The 17474-nt window shown below is 64.3% G+C and carries 15 protein-coding genes; 4 read left to right on the plus strand and 11 right to left on the minus strand.

All coding sequences use genetic code 11. The features are described from left to right. Positions 1-5 precede the first annotated feature (5 nt). From AOA14_RS16535 to AOA14_RS16570, 8 genes are all read right to left on the minus strand, one after another. Positions 6-2027 carry an acetyl-CoA carboxylase biotin carboxylase subunit gene (locus AOA14_RS16535; RefSeq protein ID WP_062902579.1) on the minus strand — a complete coding sequence of 674 codons (2022 nt, stop codon included), beginning with the start codon at positions 2025-2027 and terminating at the stop codon, positions 6-8. Beyond that, entirely contained in the window at positions 2027-2419 is a 393-nt protein-coding gene (locus tag AOA14_RS16540) for a lysozyme inhibitor LprI family protein (protein ID WP_062902580.1), read from the minus strand. The genes AOA14_RS16535 and AOA14_RS16540 overlap by 1 nt, the downstream gene beginning before the upstream one ends. Further along, positions 2416-3426, minus strand: coding sequence for a biotin synthase BioB (bioB, locus tag AOA14_RS16545; protein WP_202988311.1), 1011 nt, complete (start codon positions 3424-3426; stop codon positions 2416-2418). The genes AOA14_RS16540 and bioB overlap by 4 nt, the downstream gene beginning before the upstream one ends. Continuing rightward, a complete protein-coding gene (locus AOA14_RS16550) occupies positions 3423-4703 on the minus strand; it encodes an O-acetylhomoserine aminocarboxypropyltransferase (RefSeq protein WP_062902582.1) in 1281 nt (426 codons plus the stop codon). Before AOA14_RS16550 ends, bioB begins: the two co-directional genes overlap by 4 nt. Next, positions 4700-6847, minus strand: coding sequence for a methylmalonyl-CoA mutase (gene scpA / locus AOA14_RS16555; RefSeq protein WP_062902583.1), 2148 nt, complete (start codon positions 6845-6847; stop codon positions 4700-4702). Before scpA ends, AOA14_RS16550 begins: the two co-directional genes overlap by 4 nt. A 111-nt stretch (positions 6848-6958) precedes the next feature. Then, positions 6959-7399 (minus strand): methylmalonyl-CoA epimerase, encoded by a 441-nt coding sequence (gene mce, locus AOA14_RS16560; RefSeq protein ID WP_062902584.1) that lies wholly within the window; start codon positions 7397-7399, stop codon positions 6959-6961. Continuing rightward, positions 7396-7587, minus strand: coding sequence for a hypothetical protein (locus AOA14_RS16565; RefSeq protein WP_062902585.1), 192 nt, complete (start codon positions 7585-7587; stop codon positions 7396-7398). Before AOA14_RS16565 ends, mce begins: the two co-directional genes overlap by 4 nt. An 11-nt stretch (positions 7588-7598) precedes the next feature. Next, positions 7599-9131 (minus strand): acyl-CoA carboxylase subunit beta, encoded by a 1533-nt coding sequence (locus AOA14_RS16570; protein ID WP_062902586.1) that lies wholly within the window; start codon positions 9129-9131, stop codon positions 7599-7601. Between the two features lie 210 nt (positions 9132-9341). Here AOA14_RS16570 and AOA14_RS16575 point away from each other — a divergent pair, with 210 nt between their 5' ends. Next, entirely contained in the window at positions 9342-10751 is a 1410-nt protein-coding gene (locus AOA14_RS16575; protein ID WP_062902587.1) for a helix-turn-helix domain-containing protein, read from the plus strand. A gap of 42 nt (positions 10752-10793) precedes the next feature. Here the strand turns inward: AOA14_RS16575 and AOA14_RS16580 are convergent, their stop codons facing one another. The 3 genes from AOA14_RS16580 to pgi all read right to left on the minus strand — a co-directional run bounded on the left by AOA14_RS16580 (position 10794) and on the right by pgi (position 14818). After that, positions 10794-11810: an NAD-dependent epimerase/dehydratase family protein gene (locus tag AOA14_RS16580; RefSeq protein ID WP_062902588.1), complete on the minus strand. Its 1017-nt coding sequence runs from the start codon at positions 11808-11810 to the stop codon at positions 10794-10796. A 57-nt stretch (positions 11811-11867) separates the two neighbouring features. Continuing rightward, positions 11868-13214, minus strand: coding sequence for a glutathione-disulfide reductase (gene gor / locus AOA14_RS16585; protein WP_062902589.1), 1347 nt, complete (start codon positions 13212-13214; stop codon positions 11868-11870). A gap of 98 nt (positions 13215-13312) precedes the next feature. Continuing rightward, the gene (gene pgi / locus AOA14_RS16590) at positions 13313-14818 is read right to left on the minus strand and encodes a glucose-6-phosphate isomerase (RefSeq protein WP_062902590.1); all 1506 of its coding nucleotides are present in this window, start codon (positions 14816-14818) and stop codon (positions 13313-13315) included. Between the two features lie 204 nt (positions 14819-15022). Here pgi and lepB point away from each other — a divergent pair, with 204 nt between their 5' ends. Genes lepB through era form a run of 3 tightly spaced genes read left to right on the plus strand, consistent with a single transcriptional unit; the run spans position 15023 to position 17471 of the window. Beyond that, positions 15023-15901: a signal peptidase I gene (lepB, locus tag AOA14_RS16595; protein ID WP_062903230.1), complete on the plus strand. Its 879-nt coding sequence runs from the start codon at positions 15023-15025 to the stop codon at positions 15899-15901. Beyond that, positions 15898-16581: a ribonuclease III gene (gene rnc, locus AOA14_RS16600; RefSeq protein ID WP_003043654.1), complete on the plus strand. Its 684-nt coding sequence runs from the start codon at positions 15898-15900 to the stop codon at positions 16579-16581. The genes lepB and rnc overlap by 4 nt, the downstream gene beginning before the upstream one ends. Then, a complete protein-coding gene (gene era / locus AOA14_RS16605; protein ID WP_062902591.1) occupies positions 16578-17471 on the plus strand; it encodes a GTPase Era in 894 nt (297 codons plus the stop codon). The genes rnc and era overlap by 4 nt, the downstream gene beginning before the upstream one ends. Positions 17472-17474: the final 3 nt, after the last annotated feature.

Consider the following 17474-nt stretch of genomic DNA (forward strand, 5'->3'; position numbering starts at 1 on the left):
GTGGATTACTCCATCTCCAAAATCACCGCATCGACCGCCAGGCTTTCGCCTTGCGCTGCGTTGACCGTCTTCACGACACCCGATTTTTCGGCGCGCAAGATATTCTCCATCTTCATCGCCTCGACGGTCGCCAGCGGCTGCCCCGCCTCGACTTTATCCCCTTCGCCGACATGCAGCGCGACGAGCAGGCCGGGCATCGGACAGATGAGGAATTTCGACAGATCGGGCGGGATCTTTTCGATCATGTGGCTCGCCAGCGGCGCCACATGCCAGGGCAGCACGCGCACGTCGTGGATTGCGCCGCGCGTCGTCATGCGCCAGCCCGTACGCGTCTTCGCGACCTTCACCGCCAGTTCGCCGTCGCCGATCTCGGCAATCACCAACCGGTCGCCCGGCGTATATTCGAGCGCGATGTCGATCTTGTCACCGTCGACCTTGATATGCTTGTGGCCGAGTTTGACCTTGTGGCTCGTGCCGTCAATCGTCACCTGCCATTTCGCGGGCGGGTCGAGCCGGTCGCCGAGCTGCCCGTCGGTGCGCCGCGCGCGATCGGCCTCGGCCGACGCCATGAAGCCCGCGATCGCCGCGAGCGCGCGCGTCACCGCTTCGTCGGTCGGCGCGCCGTGGAAGCCCTCGGGATATTCCTCGGCAATGAAGCCCGTGGTCAACTCGCCCGAGCGGAAGCGCGGGTGCTGCATGATCGCCGAGACGAAATCGATATTGTGCCCCAGCCCCTCGAGCTCGAAGCGGTCGAGCGCCGCGACCTGCAGGTCCGCCGCCTCGTCACGCGTCTCGCCCCAGGTGATCAGCTTGGCGATCATCGGGTCGTAGAAAATCGACACTTCGCCGCCATCGTAAACACCGTCGTCCACGCGCACGCCGTCGACACCCCGGCGGCCGTTTTCCCCGCCATCGTCGGTCCAGCCCGGCACCGGCGGTTTATAGCGCGTCAGGCGCCCGGTCGAGGGCAGGAAACCGCGATAGGGATCTTCGGCATAAACGCGGTTCTCGATCGCCCAGCCGTCGATCTTGATGTCGTCCTGCGTCATTTCGAGCTTCTCGCCCGCCGCGACGCGGATCATCTGTTCGACCAGATCGATGCCGGTAATCGCCTCGGTCACGGGATGCTCGACCTGAAGCCGGGTGTTCATTTCCAGGAAATAGAAGCTCTCGCCCGTCGGGTCGGCGCCCGACACGATCAGTTCGACCGTCCCCGCGCTGTAATAGCCCACCGCCTTCGACAGCGCGACGCACTGCTCGCCCATCGCCTTGCGCATCTTTTCGGTGACGAAGGGCGACGGCGCTTCCTCGACGACCTTCTGGTGGCGGCGCTGGATGCTGCATTCGCGCTCGTTGAGGTAGAGGATGTTGCCGTGCTGATCGCCGAGAATCTGGATCTCGATATGGCGCGGATTGAGGATGAATTTCTCGATAAACACGCGGTCGTCGCCGAAGCTGTTCAGCCCCTCACGCTTGACGCTCTCGAAGCCTTCGCGGACGTCCTTTTCGTCATAGGCGAGGCGCATGCCCTTGCCGCCGCCGCCGGCGCTGGCCTTCATCATCACCGGATAGCCGATCTCGTTACTGATCTCGACGGCATGTTCGGTGTCGCGGATTTCACCAACAAAGCCGGGGACGACGTTGACGCCCGCTTCCTTTGCAAGCTTCTTCGACTCGATCTTGTCCCCCATCGCGGCGATCGCGTTCACCGGCGGGCCAATGAAGGCGATATTTTCCTTGGCCAGCGCCTCAGCGAAGCTGGTGCGTTCCGACAGGAAACCATAGCCCGGATGCACCGCCTCGGCGCCGGTTTCCTTGCATGCGGCGATGATCTTGTCGGCGATCAGATAGGATTCGGACGCCGGCGACGGCCCGATATGCACCGCCTCGTCAGCCATCTGCACGAAGGGCGCGCGCGCGTCGGCGTCCGAATAGACGGCGACCGTCGATATGCCCATACGCCGCGCGGTCTTGATGACGCGGCAGGCAATTTCGCCGCGATTGGCGATCAGGATTTTCTTGAACATCAATATTCCTCGACAAGTGCCTTGAGTTCGGCGGTCCGCGCCTTGGTCAGTCGTTCCATGCATCCGCTGTGGAGCATCGGTGCCATGCTACCGCCGCGCGCCGCAAAACTCTCGACCAGCCACTGCTGATCGCGATAGGTCAGCCACGCGCGCTGCGCGGCGAGCAAGGTGTCATAATGGGTGGGCTGGGTATCGTAGCGGCGATCGATCATCTTATCGCGCGACCGCATCTCGGCCACGGTCAGCTTCCACTGCGCATTGAGCGTAGCATCGGCGACCTCATAGGCCTTTCCGGCACAATAGTTCATCTCGACCTGATATCGTTGATTGTCGCAATCGACGGGAGGATCCTCCGCGACTGCTACCGCCAAATAGAAAAGGGCGAGGATCACTCCGCGGTCTCCGTCAGCATCCCTTGGCGCATCGGCTCTTCGCTTTCCATCGGCCGCAGCCCCAGCTTTGCGAAGAGCGCCGCGTCGGCATTGTCGCCCGCGTTCGCGGTCGTCAGCAGCTTGTCGCCGGTGAAGATGCTGTTCGCGCCCGCCATGAAGCAGAGCGCCTGCGTCGCCTCCGACATGCTCTCGCGTCCCGCCGACAGGCGGACCATCGATTTCGGCATCGTGATACGCGCGACCGCGATCGTGCGGACGAATTCGATATCGTCAATCTTCGCGAGCGGGGTGCCCTCGAGCATGTCGCCGAGCACGGTGCCCTTCACCGGCACCAGCGCGTTGACCGGCACGCTTTCGGGATGGCGTTCGAGCGTTGCGAGCGCGTGGATGAAACCGACGCGGTCGGCGCGCGTCTCGCCCAGCCCGACAATCCCGCCCGAACAGACGTTGATCCCGGCATTGCGGACTTCCTCCAGCGTGTCGAGCCGGTCCTGAAAGGTCCGCGTGGAGATGATATTCTCGTAATTCTCCGGGCTCGTGTCGATATTGTGGTTGTAATAGTCGAGCCCCGCGACCGCGAGCGTCTGCGCCTGTTCCTTGGTCAGCATGCCCAGGGTCATGCAGGTTTCCATGCCCATCGCGCGCACGCCCTCGACCATCTCGACGATGCTCGCCATGTCGCGGTCCTTGGGGTTGCGCCAGGCGGCGCCCATGCAGAAGCGCTTCGACCCGGCATCCTTCGCCTGCGCCGCAGCTTGCAGCACCGCGCGCACATCCATCAGCTTGGTGGCCTTGAGCCCGCTGTCGGCATGTTTTGATTGCGAGCAATAGCCGCAATCCTCGACGCAGCCGCCGGTCTTGATGCTCAAGAGCGTGCAAAGCTGCACCTCGCCGCGCGCGTGATGGCGGCGATGGACGCCCTGCGCCTCCCACATCAATTCGTCGAACGGCAGGTCGAACAGTGCGGCGATTTCCTCGCGCGTCCAGTCGGTACGGGTTTCGGTCACGCTTCGGTCTCCAATGCCTGTGCCAGGTCAGCGATGATGTCGTCGATATGTTCGATCCCCACCGACACGCGGACGACGTCGGGCCCGGCGCCCGCTTCGACCAGTTCGGCCTCCGAAAGCTGGCTGTGCGTCGTCGATGCCGGATGGATGATCAGCGAGCGGGTGTCGCCCAGATTGGCGAGATGGCTGAACAGCTTGACCGCGGAGACGAGCTTGACGCCAGCATCGTAGCCGCCCTGGAGGCCGAAGGTGAACACGGCGCCGCCGCGCCCGCCGAGATATTTGTGCGCGAGGTCGTGATAGGGGCTGCCCCGCAGACCGGCATAGGAGACCCAGCTCACTGCCGGATGATCCTGCAACCATTTGGCGAGCGCGAGCGCGTTGCTGCAATGCCGGTCCATGCGCAGCGCGAGCGTCTCCATGCCGGTGAGCGCAAGAAAGGCGTTCATCGGCGCGAGCGCGGGGCCAAGGTCGCGCAGGCCGAGCGTCCGCGCGGCGAGGATGAAGGCGAGCGGCCCGAACGCCTCGGTGAAGGTCAGCCCGTGATAGGAGGCATTGGGTTCGCTCAGCGCGGGATATTTGCCGCCCTTTGACCAGTCGAACGTCCCGGCATCGACGATCAGGCCGCCGATCGCATTGCCATGACCGTTCAGGAATTTGGTCGCCGAATGGACGACGATGTCGGCGCCATGCTCGATCGGGCGGCAGAGCATCGGGGTCGCCATCGTGTTGTCGACGATCAGCGGTACGCCGGCATCGTGGGCGACCTTTGCAATCGCCGCGATATCCTGCACGACCCCGCCCGGATTGGCGAGGCTTTCGATGAAGACCGCGCGCGTCCTGTCGTTGATCGCGGCCGCGACATTCGCCGGATCGTCGGCATCGACGAAATGCGTCGTCCAGGCCATCTTGCGAAAGCTCTGCCCCAGCTGGTTGAGCGAGCCGCCATAGAGCTTTTTCGCCGCAACGATCTCACACCCCGGCTCCATGATCGTATGGAAGGCCAGAAACTGCGCAGCATGGCCCGACGCCACCGCGAGCGCCGCCTGCCCGCCCTCCAGCGCCGCGATCTTGCCTTCGAGCGCGCCGTTCGTCGGGTTCATGATCCGGGTGTAGATATTCCCGAATTCCTGCAGGTTGAACAATCGCGACGCATGATCGACATCGTCGAACACATAGGATGCGGTCTGGTAGATCGGCGTGATCCGCGCCTTGGTCGTCGGATCGGGCGCGGTGCCGGCGTGAACGCTCAGCGTTTCAGGTTTATGGTTGCTCATGCAGCATCCTCCAGCGGGGGCATATTGTGGCCGAGCAGGCGCAGGACGTCGGCGGCGCATTCCACCACATTGCTGCCCGGGCCATAGATGCCCTGCACGCCCGCGTCGCGCAGATAGTCGTAGTCCTGCGGCGGAATGACGCCGCCCGCGATCACCTTGATATCGCCGCGCCCCGCCTCGCGCAGCCCCTTGATGAGTTCGGGGATCAGCGTCTTGTGCCCGGCGGCCAAGCTCGACGCGCCGACCGCATCGACCCCGCTTTCGAGCGCGAGCACGACCGTTTCCTCGGGCGTCTGGAACAAGGGCCCGGACACCACGTCAAAGCCCATGTCGCTGAACGCCGAGGCGATGACATTGGCGCCGCGATCGTGTCCGTCCTGCCCCATCTTGGCGACGAGCAGCTTGGGCGCGCGGCCCAGACGGCGTTCGACCGCCTTCACCCCGTCGACGACCTGCGCCCAGCGGTTGTCGCCCTGATAGGGCGCGGCATAGACGCCTTTCACCGGCTTCGGCACCGTGCCGTAGCGCCCGAAGCTGACCTCCATCGCGTCCGAAATTTCGCCCAGCGTCGCGCGCGCGCGCGCCGCATCGACTGCGTGCGCGAGAAGATTGGTCTCGATCGACTGCGGAGCCGCCGCCGCGCGGCGCAGCGCGGTGAGCGCGGCCTGACAAGCGACCTCGTCGCGGCTCGCCTTGACGCGGTTGATCCGCGCGACCTGCGCCTCGCGAACCTTGGTGTTGTCGACCTCGAGCGTTTCGAGCAGATCCTCGTCCTTCAGGCGATATTTGTTCACCCCGACGATGACGTCGTCGCCGCGGTCCACCCTCGCCTGTCGGGCGGCGGCGGCTTCCTCGATCATCGCCTTGGGCCAGCCGGCGGCGACCGCCTTGGCCATGCCGCCTTCGCTTTCGACCCGGTCGATAATCTCCTGCGCCTTGTCAACAAGCTGCTGCGTCAGCGCCTCGATATAATAGCTGCCGCCGAGCGGATCGACGACGTTGCACATACCCGTTTCTTCCTGGATCACGATCTGGGTGTTGCGCGCGATGCGGGCTGAAAAGTCGGTGGGCAGCGCGATCGCCTCGTCGAGTGCGTTGGTGTGCAGCGACTGGGTGCCGCCCAGCATCGCCGCCATCGCCTCGATCGTCGTGCGCATGACATTGTTGTAGGGGTCTTGCTCGGTCAGGCTGACCCCCGACGTCTGGCAATGGGTGCGCAGCATCTTGCTGCGCTCGTCCTTCGCGCCCAACTTCGTCATCGCGCGGTGCCACAGCACGCGCGCGGCGCGCAGCTTGGCGATCTCCATGAAGAAATTCATGCCGATCGCGAAGAAGAAGGACAGGCGACCGGCAAACTTGTCGATGTCGAGGCCGCTCGCCACGCCATATTTCACATATTCGATGCCGTCGGCGATGGTGAAGGCCAGTTCCTGCACCTGCGTCGCCCCCGCCTCCTGCATATGATAACCGGAGATCGAGATGCTGTTGAACTTGGGCATTTCGCGCGACGTGTAGCCGAAGATGTCGCTAATGATCCGCATCGAGGGTTCGGGCGGATAGATATAGGTATTGCGGACCATGAACTCCTTCAAAATGTCGTTCTGGATGGTCCCGTCGAGCAGCTTGCGCTCGACCCCCTGCTCCTCGCCCGCGACGATGAAAAAGGCAAGGATCGGGATGACCGCGCCGTTCATCGTCATGCTGACGGACATCTGGTCGAGCGGGATGCCGTCGAAAAGGATCTTCATATCCTCGACGCTGTCGATCGCCACCCCCGCCTTGCCGACGTCACCGACGACGCGCGGATGGTCGCTGTCATAGCCTCGGTGCGTCGCAAGGTCGAAGGCGACGCTGAGACCCTTCTGCCCCGCGGCGAGGTTGCGGCGATAGAAGGCGTTCGATTCCTCGGCGGTCGAGAAGCCCGCATATTGCCGGACCGTCCACGGCCGCCCCGCATACATCGACGCCCGCACGCCGCGCGTGAAGGGCGCGAAACCGGGCAGGCCGGGATCGGTCTGGACGTCCTCGGCCGTGTAGAGCGGCTTGACATCGATCCCCTCCGGCGTGTGCCAGGTGAGGTCTTTACCCTTTACTTCCTTGTCGGCGGCGGCGGCCCATTGGTCGAGGGTCGGTTTGTCGGTCATATGCGTATCTCTACTCTCTTTTCGTCATGCCGGACTTGATCCGGCATCCATTCCTCGCAGCGACGCAAGAATCGACCCCGGATCAAGTCCGGGGTGACGAGGAAAAATGGGTCAGTGCGCCCCCTTCGGCGTCTCCATGATCTCGGTCAGCACGCCGCCCATGTCCTTGGGGTGCAGGAAGAAGATCAACGTCCCGTGCGCGCCAATCCGCGGCTCGCCCAGCACGCGCTTGCCCATCGCCTCGAATTCGGCCTTGGCGGCGTGAATGTCGGGGACTTCGTAGCACATGTGATGCTGCCCGCCCGCCGGGTTCTTTTCGAGGAACCCCGCGATCGAGGTATTGCCCGGCAGCGGCTCGATCAGTTCGATCTGAGTCCCGTCGAGCGCCCCGCCCGCGCCGGGCGTATCGACGAAGCACACTTTGACGCCCTGATCGGGCAGGTCGAACGGCTCATGGATCTTCGTCGCGCCCATCACGTCGCGATAAAAGACGATGCTGTCGGCGATCGACGGCGTCGCGACGCCGATATGGTTGAGGCGGCCGAGTTTCATCGGGAACTCCATCCAAGATAAATCAGAGCGGCGATAACGAGACCATAAACCGTCAATCCGCCGTAACGCCGAGCCGCTGCGGGCTTTCCCCAAAACAGCGCGGTCGCGAGAGAAGGTCTCTCATTGAAGTTGAGCCAGCCATCCACCAGCAGGAAGCCGACGACGAGGATCCAAAGCGCGGTGTTCATCGCAGCATTCCCTACAGCGGAATATTGTCATGCTTCTTCCACGGATTTTCGAGCTGCTTGTTTCGCAGCTTCCTTAACCCCAGCGCAATCCGCTTGCGCGTCGAGTGCGGATAGATCACCTCGTCGATATAGCCGCGCTGCGCCGCGACAAACGGATTGGCGAAGCGGTCCTCATATTCCTTCGTGCGTTCGGCGATCTTTTCGGGGTCGCCGATGTCGCTGCGGAAGATGATCTCGACCGCGCCCTTCGCGCCCATCACCGCGATCTCGGCGGTCGGCCAGGCATAGTTCAAATCGCCGCGCAGATGCTTCGACGCCATCACGTCGTAGGCACCGCCATAGGCCTTGCGTGTGATGACCGTGATCTTGGGCACCGTCGCCTCGGCATAGGCGAAGAGAAGCTTCGCGCCGTGCTTGATGATGCCATTATATTCCTGCGCGGTACCGGGCAGGAAGCCCGGGACGTCGACGAAGGTAACGATCGGAATTTCGAACGCGTCGCAGAAACGGACGAAACGCGCCGCCTTCTTCGACGAATTGATGTCGAGCACGCCCGCAAGCACCAGCGGCTGGTTCGCGACGATGCCGATCGTGCGACCCTCGATGCGACCGAAGCCGCAGATGATGTTCGCGGCGTGCGCGGGCTGCACCTCGAAGAAATCGCCCTCGTCGACTGTCTTTCGGATCAGTTCGTGCATGTCATAGGGCTGGTTCGCATTGGGCGGGATCAGCGTGTCGAGGCTCATTTCGGCGCGATCGTAGGGATCGCTCGTCGGGCGCACCGGCACGCCGCTGCGGTTGTTTTCGGGCAGATAATCGAAGAAGTCGCGCGCCGCGAGCAGCGCCTCGATGTCGTTCTCGAACGCCAGATCGGCGACCGAGCTTTTCGTCGTGTGGGTGATCGCGCCGCCGAGCTCTTCTTGCGTCACCACTTCGTTGGTCACCGTCTTCACCACATCAGGTCCGGTGACGAACATGTAGCTACTATCCTTCACCATGAAGATGAAGTCGGTCATCGCCGGGCTGTAAACCGCTCCGCCCGCGCACGGCCCCATGATCAGACTGATCTGCGGCACGACGCCCGACGCCAGCACATTTTTCTGGAACACGTCGGCATAGCCCCCGAGGCTGGCGACGCCCTCCTGGATACGCGCGCCGCCGCTGTCATTAAGGCCGATGACCGGCGCACCGACCAGCATCGCCTTTTCCATCACCTTGCAGATTTTTTCGGCGTGACGCTTGGACAGCGAGCCGCCGAAGACGGTGAAATCCTGGCTGAAGACATAGACGAGGCGGCCGTTGATCGTCCCCGATCCGGTCACGACGCCATCGCCCGGAATCTTCTGATCCTGCATGCCGAAATCGACGCAGTCATGCTCGACATAGGTGTCGAGTTCCTCGAACGAGTCTTCGTCGAGCAGTACCAGCAACCGCTCACGCGCGGTCAGCTTGCCCTTGGCATGCTGCGCATCGATACGCTTCTGCCCGCCTCCCAAGGCGGCGGCGGCGCGGCGACGTTCCATTTCGGCAATATTGGCGGACACTCGGCTTCTCCGGTTTTCTGGAGCCTGCCATCTGCGCCCACGGCGCCCGCTATGCAAATGCGAATTTGCAAAGTTGCAAAGTGATAGTTTGCAAAGTAGAATTACCAGCTTCCGTTCGCCCTGAGCCTGTCGAAGGGCCGTCCTTGCCTTGGAGGAAGAAAAACCGGTGCTTCGACAAGCTCAGCACGAACGGAACAAGAGGGGGCGCCTATGACCCGCCAACGCATCTTTGCCGGTACGCGCCTGCGCCAGCTCCGCCTTGAGCGAGGCGTGAGCCAGGCCGATTTCGCCGAAGCGATCGGCATCTCTGCCTCTTACCTCAGCCAGATCGAGCATGACGACAGGCCGTTGACCCCTGCCCTGCTCGACCGGCTGCAAAGGCTTTTCCCGCTCGAATGGGAGGAGGTCGCCGCCGATGCCGGTGACCGCCGTGCCGGGGCGTTGCGCGAGGCGGCGGCCGATCCGCTGTTCGCCGCCGCACCGCTGGCGCCCGAGCAGCTTGAGCGCGCCGCGCTGCAGCAACCGCAGCTCGCCGACCAGTTCGTCGCGCTCCACGCCGCCTATCGCCGCGCGGGCCAGCGGCTCCAGATCATCGACGAAGCGATGACCGGCGGCACCGCCGAGGGCAGCCGTCTGCCGTGGGAGGAGGTACGCGACTGGTTCCACGACGCGGGCAATTATGTCGATAGCATCGACCGCGCCGCCGAGACGCTGGCGGGCCAGCTGCGCGGCCGCGATCCGTCGCCCGCGATCGAGACGATCGAACGACGGCTGCGCGAGGCGCTGGGCATTTCGATCGTCTATCGCCAGCACCAGGTGCTGCGCGATTTCGACGCGACGATGCGCCACCTGATCATCGATCCGTCGCAGCCCGCCGAAACGCGCCGCTTTCAACTTGCGCACCAGCTGGCGGCGCTGGCGCTCGCGCGCGAGATTGCTGCGGTGATCGAGGCGTCGCCGCTGCGCACCGCGGCGGCGCGCCAGTTGCTCCACGTCGGCCTCGCCAATTATGCCGCGGGCGCGGTTCTGATGCCCTATGCCGCCTTTCGCGCCAGCGCCCGCGCGGTGCGGCACGACATCGACCGGCTGCGGCTCGACTATGGCGTCAGCTTCGAACAGGCGTGCCATCGCCTCTCCACGCTCCAGCGCCCCGGCGCGCGGGGCATCCCGATGTTCTTCTGCCGCGTCGACATGGCGGGCAACATTACCAAGCGGCACAGCGCCACTCGCCTGCAATTCGCGCGCTTCGGCGGCGCCTGCCCGCTGTGGATCGTCCACGAGGCGGCGGCGATCCCCGACCGCATATTGTTCCAGCTCGCCGAGACACCCGATGGGCTGCGCTATGTGTCGATGGCGAAGGGGCTCGTGAAACCGTCGGGCAGCTATGCGCGCTCGCCGCGCCGCTATGCCGTGGCGCTAGGGTGCGAGGCGCAATATGCCGCCGATTTCGTCTATGCCGACGGGGTCGATGTGACCGCGCCGCACGCCGCGACGCGTATCGGATCATCGTGCCGGATTTGCCCGCGCGACGACTGCGACCAGCGCGCCTTTCCGCCGAGCGACCGGCCGATCCTGGTCGACCCCGACCGCCGCGACGTGGTGCCCTACCGCATCGGTTAGCGAAATGTCATTGCAAGCGGAGCGAAGTAATGACGAAGACGCTCACACCTTCACGATTCCTCGCTCGATCAGGCTGTGCGCCGTCGCCAGCACCGCCTCCTCGGGCGTCCGCATCGTCCAGCCGAGCGTCTCCATCGCGTGACGGCTATCGCCGCCGCGAACATTGCCCAGCTCGGCGACGAGTTGCTTGAGTTCGGGGCGGAAGATCGCGAAGCCTTTGAGCAGCCAGTCGGGCATCCGCCGCGTCGGCACCTTGCGCGCCTGCTCGTCCAGGTTCGCGGTCAGGATGTTGGCGACGTCGATCATCTTCAGGAACGGTCCCGAACAGACATAGCGCTCGTCCCGGATGCCCGGCGCGGTGAGCGCGCGATAATGAAGGTCGGCAACGTCGCGCACGTCGATGATGCCGAAGCCGACGTCGGGACACATTGGCACCTTGCCCTCGAGCAATTGTTTCACGACCTCGATCGACGTCGACAGATCGTCGGACAGCAACGGCCCGAACACCGCTGCTGGATTGACCGAGGCGAATTCCATGTCGCCGCCCTCGGCCGCCACCCAATCGCGCGCCGCGCGCTCGGCGACGGTTTTCGAGCGCGGATAGGGCATGACCGCCGGATTATCGAGGTTCGTCCAATCGGTTTCGCTGTAGATGCCGCCACCGTCGCCATGCCCATAGGCGATCGCCGCCATCGACGAGGTCAGAACGAAGCGCCGCACCCCCGCTGCCCTCGCGAAACGCAGCGCGCGCAACGCGCCTTCGCGCGCCGGAACCACCAGTTCATCGGCATGCTGGGGAACCCCCATCGGAAAGGGCGAAGCGACATGCGCGACATGGCTGCATCCGGCGATCGCCTCCGCCCAGCCGAGATCATGCTCCAGATCGGCCGCGAAGAACTGAAGCCGGTCGTTGTCGACCGCCAGCCAGCTGCGCACTTCGGCCTCGCGCTTCAGGCTGCGCACCGTCGTGTGAACCGTCCAGCCATTGTCGATCAACTGCCGGATCAGGAAGCCGGCGATATAGCCGCTGCCACCTGTTACCAATATCGTGCCCGTCATCTGCACCGCTCCTCGCCGCATTTGCGAAGAATAGCAGACAGGCCGCGCGGTCGCCGCTTATTTCAGCAGCACCAGTTCCTCGGCCATGCTGGGGTGCAGGGCAACCGTGGCGTCGAAGTCGGCTTTCGTCAGCCCCGCCTTCACGGCGACGGCGGCGGCCTGCAAAATTTCGGGCGCGTCGGGACCGATCATGTGAAGGCCGACGACCTGGTCGGTCGCCGCATTGACGACCATCTTGTACAGCGCCCGTTCGTTGCGGCCGGCAAGGACATTCTTCATCGCCCGGAAATCGCTGGTGTAGATGCGCACAGCGCCCAGCTTGTTGCGTGCCTCTGCCTCGGTCATCCCGACCGCGCCGATCGGCGGATGGCTGAACACCGCGCTCGGGACATTGGCATAATCGACGGTCGTCGGCTTGCCGCCGAAGACGCTGTCGGCGAACGCCTGCCCCTCGCGGATCGCCACCGGCGTCAGCTGGATGCGATTGGTCACGTCGCCGACGGCGTAGATGCTCGGCACCGACGACTGGTTATTGTCATCGACCTTGACCGCGCCAACCTTGTCGAGTTCGACACCCGCCGCTTCCAGACCCAAGCCCTTTGTGTTCGGTACCCGTCCGGTCGCGACGAGCACGGCATCGGCCGCGATCGGATCGCAATTGTCGAGATGGACCATCAGCGATCCGTCGTCCTGCTTCTCGATTGATTTGAACGGCGCATTGAAACGGAATTCGATCCCCTTGGTCATCGAAATCTGGAGCAGGCGGTCCCGGATCTGCTCGTCATAGCCGCGCAGGATCGCGTCGCCGCGGTTGACGATCGTCACCTTGCTGCCGAATTCATTGAAGATACCCGCAAATTCGTTGGCGATATAGCCGCCGCCGGCGATCACCACACGCTTCGGCAGGCTGTCGAGATGAAACACCTCGTTCGAGGTGATCGCATGCTCGCTGCCCGGAAATTCGGGAACGAACGGCCAGCCGCCGGTCGCCACCAGGATGCGTTCGGCGGTGAGTTCGGTCCCGTCGGCGAGCCGCACCTTTTGCGGACCGACGATTGTCGCGCGCGTCTTGAGCAGCGTAACCTTGTGATTATCGAGCGTCTGACCGTAGAGACCTTCGAGACGCGTGACTTCGCCGAGCACATTGTCGCGCAGCCGCTGCCAGTCGAAATGGCAATCGGGAACGTCCCAACCGAAATGCCGCGCGTCCTTCAGATCCTCGGCAAAATGCGCGCCGTAGACGAGCAGCTTCTTGGGCACGCAGCCGCGAATGACGCAGGTGCCGCCAACGCGATACTCTTCGGCGACCGCGACCCGCGCGCCGTGCGACGCCGCGACCCGGCTCGCGCGAACGCCGCCCGACCCGGCGCCGATGACAAATAGGTCATAGTCGAAATCGCTCATGAAACACCCCTGGCAATCGTCGCTGACATTCGCGGCGAGGGCCTATGTGGTTACGCCGCGCCGTCTTGCCAATCGAATATTTGGATTAGCCTGATCGCCTAGTCCCCCAGCGCCGCCTGCATCAGCGCTTCGGTGGCCGGATCGAATTGCACCGTTCCTCCGGCAAGGCCCTTCGCCATTTCCTTGCCTAGCTCGACCCCGAACTGATCGAAGGGATTGATGCCGAGCAGCACGGCGTTGGCGAAAACGCGATGTTCGTAGAAGGCGATCAGCGCACCCAGACTATGCGGCGTCACCTGTTCGAGCAGGATCGTCGTCGATGGACGGTTGCCGGGATAGGCGCGCGCGCCGTCCTCGCTCGCACGGCCGGTCATCAACGCCGCGCCCTGCGCGATGCAGTTCGCGACCAGCGTCTCGTGGTGGGCATCGTCAAGGATATGATCGGGCTCGCGCGCGACGACGAATTCAACCGGGGTCAGATGCGTGCCCTGATGCAGAAGTTGGAACACCGCGTGCTGGGCGTCGGTGCCGACGCCGCCCCAGGTGATCGGCGCGCTCTGCTGCGCGAGCGGCGCGCCGTCGAGCGTCACGCGCTTGCCGTTCGATTCCATTTCGAGCTGTTGCAGATAGGCGGGCAACAGCCGCAACCGTTCGTCATAGGCAAAAACTGCGCGGGTCTGACAGCCCAGCCGGTTGGCGTAAATCTGGTCGGCGAAAGCGGCGAGCAGGCAGATATTGTCGGCGCCGTCGGCGAGCCGGAAATGGCGGTCCATCTCCGCCGCGCCTTCGAGCATGTCCTGAAAAGCGTCCCAGCCGAGCGCCAGCGCCGCCGGAAAGCCGATCGACGACCATAGCGAATAGCGCCCGCCGACGGTTTCGCTGAACGGCAGAATGCGCGTTTCGTCGATACCCCATTCGACCGCGCGTTCGGGATTGGCGGTCAGCGCAATAAAACGGCCGACCGGATCATCGACGCCCGCTTCCTCCAGCCATTGCAGCGCCGAGGCCGCGTTGAGCAGCGTCTCGGTCGTCGTGAAGGTCTTCGACGCGACCGCGACGAGCGTATAGGCTGGATCGAATTTGGCGAAGACTTCGGCGAGCGCGGCCCCATCGACATTCGAGACGATGGCGACGTCGTAGCGCGAGCCATGCCGCCCCAGCGCATCGATCAACAGGTGGGGGCCAAGCGCCGACCCGCCGATGCCGATGTGGAGCAAATGGCGGATTTCGCCGAACGCATCGGCCTCGATCGCGTCGATCAGCATCCGCATCCGCTGATGCAATGCCTGCGCGACATGGACGGACTCGGGCGCCCCTTCGCCGCGCTCGGCGCTGTGCTCTGCAGCACGGTCTTCGGTCGGGTTGGCGATGCCGCCCGCGAAAAGCGTCTTGCGGCGGCCGGCAAAATCCTGCGCTTCGGCAAGCGTCGAAAGGATCGCCAGCGCCTCGCCATCGAGATGCGTCTTTGCGAAGTCGAAGCGAATGTCAGCGACGTTGCGAACGAGCATCTGAAGCCGCGCCTCCGGATCGGCGGCGATCAGGTCGGCGATTGTTTGCGGTTGCCACGCGGAGAGCGCCTGCCACGCATCGGAGGAGGTGGTCATCGAAAACGTCCTTCTAAGGTCCCTTCGTGTCGAGCAAAGTCGAGACACCCCAAGGCGCGAACGACCGATGGGCATCTCGACTTCGCTCGATGCGAACGGGGATGGAGATGTTCGTCAGTTTCATAGGCGCGCCACCGCTCGCGCGCCAGCGTCATCCGCCGATATTTACTTGACGCGCAGACCTATTCACCGTCAATGCGCCCCATGACCGACGCCAGCATCCCCGCCGAAAATCCCGCCCCCGCGACGCCCGAACCCGCGCCCGTATCCGCCAAGGAAGAGGCGGTCGACACGATCCGCTTTCTCGCGCTGCTCGCGATCGCGGTGCTGATCTTTCGAAGCTTCTTTCTCTCGCCCTTCAACATTCCGTCGGAATCGATGCAGCCGCGCCTGCTGATCGGCGACTATCTGCTCGTGAACAAGATGGCTTACGGCTATTCGAAATACAGCCTGCCGTTCAGCGTGCCGCTGATCCCCGGCCGTATTTTCGCGCGTACGCCCGATCGCGGCGACGTTGTCGTGTTCAAGGCGCCGCCGGTCAACGACAACGACTATATCAAGCGCGTGATCGGCCTGCCCGGCGACACGATCCAGGTGAAGGACGGCATCGTCTGGCTGAACGGCAAGCCGCTGAAGCGCGAACCGATGGCCGATTTCGTCATTCCGGTGACGCAGAATATGATCGACGCCTCGCGCGCCAACGGCACCCTGCCCTGCTATTCGCCCGAGTTCGAAGAGATCGGCGCGAACGGCCAGCGTCAGTGCCGCTACAAGCGCTTCAAGGAAACGCTGCCCAGCGGCAAGAGCTACGCCATCCTCGATATCACCTCGATCCCCGAGGATAATACAGCGCCCGTGACCGTGCCTGCCGGCCATCTGTTCCTGATGGGGGATAATCGCGACCGCAGCGCCGACAGCCGCTTCCCCGCCGTCGAAGGTCAGGGCATTGGCCTGGTGCCCGAGGAAAATCTGGTCGGCCATGCGCTGGTGACGATGTTCTCGACCGACGGGTCGGCAAGCTGGCTCAACCCGATCAGCTGGTTCACCGCCGCCCGCTGGAGCCGCGCCGGGGAAGGCTTTTGAACGAAGGCGTATCCGCGGAAACGCTTGCCGCCATTACCGGCGCAACGCCCCGCGACCTTGGCCTCTACCGCGAGGCGCTGACCCACGGCAGCAGCGGTGCGGGTGATTATCAGCGGCTGGAATTTCTGGGCGACCGCGTGCTCGGCCTCGTCATTGCTTCCGAATTGTTCGCCCGCTTTCCGAAGGCGGCGGAGGGCGAATTGTCATCGCGGCTGCACGCGCTTGCGTCGGGCGAAACCTGCGCGCGGATCGCGCAGGCGCTCGACCTTACCGCGCATGTCCGCTTCGGCGCGCAGGCGATCGGCGATGGCGGGCGGCATAGCGACAATATCGCCGCCGACGTGCTCGAAGCGCTGATCGGCGCGCTGTGGCTCGACCTTGGCCAGGACGCCGCGCGGGCATTCATCGTCCGCAATTGGGGCAGCATGATCGAAGGCCAGGTCGCCGCGCCCAAACATCCCAAGGCGGCGCTTCAGGAATGGGCGCTCGCGCGCAAGCGCAAGCCCCCCGAATATCGCCTCGTCCGCCGCGACGGCCCCGACCACGCCCCGCGCTTCCGCGTCGCCGTCGCGATCGGCAAGCTCGCCGAGGCCGAAGGCGACGGCCCGTCCAAGCAGGCTGCCGAGAAGGCGGCCGCCACCGCCCTGCTCGAAATCTTGACCCAGGAAGACGTGAAATGACCCAGCGCTGCGGTTTCGTGGCGGTTGTCGGCGCCCCGAACGCCGGCAAATCGACCCTCGTCAACGCCCTTGTCGGCCAGAAGGTCGCCATCGTCAGCCCCAAGGCGCAGACGACGCGCACCCGCCTGATGGGCGTCGCGATGGACGGCGACACGCAGATCATCCTGATCGACACGCCGGGCATCTTCGCGCCCACCCGCCGGCTCGACCGCGCGATGGTCGCCGCGGCGTGGGGCAGCCTCGAGGAAGCCGAGGCCATCCTTGTCATGGTTGACGCCGCGGCCAAGCTGACGGGCCGCGTCGAACGCGTGCTGGAAGGAGTCGCGAACCGGCCCGAGAAGAAATATCTGGTGCTGAACAAGGTCGACCTGACCAAGAAGGACAAGCTGCTCACCATCGCGACCGAGCTCAACGCCCGGCTCGCCTTCGACGAAACCTTCTTCATCGCGGCGAGCAGCGGCGACGGCGTGCCCGAGCTCAAGGCGCATCTCGCCGCGCTGATGCCCGAGGGGCCGTGGCATTTCCCCGAGGACGAGGTCAGCGACGCGCCCGAACGGATGCTCGCGGCCGAGATCACGCGCGAGCAGCTCTATCGCCAGCTCCATGAGGAATTGCCCTATCAGTCGACGGTCGAGACCGAATTGTTCAAGACCCGCCCCGACGGCAGCGCCGAAATCCACCAGCAGATTTTTGTCGCGCGCGACAACCAGCGCGCCATCGTGCTTGGCAAGGGCGGCTCCCGAATCAAGGAAATTGGCGCAAAGGCCCGCGCCGAACTTGCCGAACTGATGGGCCGCAAGGTCCACCTTTTCCTGCACGTGAAGGTCAAGGAAAATTGGGACGAAGACCGCGGCGTCTATCGCGACATGGGCCTCGACTGGGTCGATTGAACG

Source organism: Sphingopyxis terrae subsp. terrae NBRC 15098 (assembly GCF_001610975.1).
GTDB lineage: Bacteria > Pseudomonadota > Alphaproteobacteria > Sphingomonadales > Sphingomonadaceae > Sphingopyxis > Sphingopyxis terrae_A.

Excerpts from the sequence above, each read along its gene's own strand:
- AOA14_RS16535 (WP_062902579.1), bottom strand. The coding sequence starts at position 2,027 with ATGTTCAAGAAAATCCTGATCGCCAATCGCGGCGAAATTGCCTGCCGC.
- AOA14_RS16550 (WP_062902582.1), bottom strand. The coding sequence starts at position 4,703 with ATGAGCAACCATAAACCTGAAACGCTGAGCGTTCACGCCGGCACCGCG.
- scpA (WP_062902583.1), bottom strand. The coding sequence starts at position 6,847 with ATGACCGACAAACCGACCCTCGACCAATGGGCCGCCGCCGCCGACAAG.
- mce (WP_062902584.1), bottom strand. The coding sequence starts at position 7,399 with ATGAAACTCGGCCGCCTCAACCATATCGGCGTCGCGACGCCGTCGATC.
- AOA14_RS16565 (WP_062902585.1), bottom strand. The coding sequence starts at position 7,587 with ATGAACACCGCGCTTTGGATCCTCGTCGTCGGCTTCCTGCTGGTGGAT.
- AOA14_RS16575 (WP_062902587.1), top strand. The coding sequence starts at position 9,342 with ATGACCCGCCAACGCATCTTTGCCGGTACGCGCCTGCGCCAGCTCCGC.
- AOA14_RS16580 (WP_062902588.1), bottom strand. The coding sequence starts at position 11,810 with ATGACGGGCACGATATTGGTAACAGGTGGCAGCGGCTATATCGCCGGC.
- gor (WP_062902589.1), bottom strand. The coding sequence starts at position 13,214 with ATGAGCGATTTCGACTATGACCTATTTGTCATCGGCGCCGGGTCGGGC.
- pgi (WP_062902590.1), bottom strand. The coding sequence starts at position 14,818 with ATGACCACCTCCTCCGATGCGTGGCAGGCGCTCTCCGCGTGGCAACCG.
- lepB (WP_062903230.1), top strand. The coding sequence starts at position 15,023 with ATGACCGACGCCAGCATCCCCGCCGAAAATCCCGCCCCCGCGACGCCC.
- era (WP_062902591.1), top strand. The coding sequence starts at position 16,578 with ATGACCCAGCGCTGCGGTTTCGTGGCGGTTGTCGGCGCCCCGAACGCC.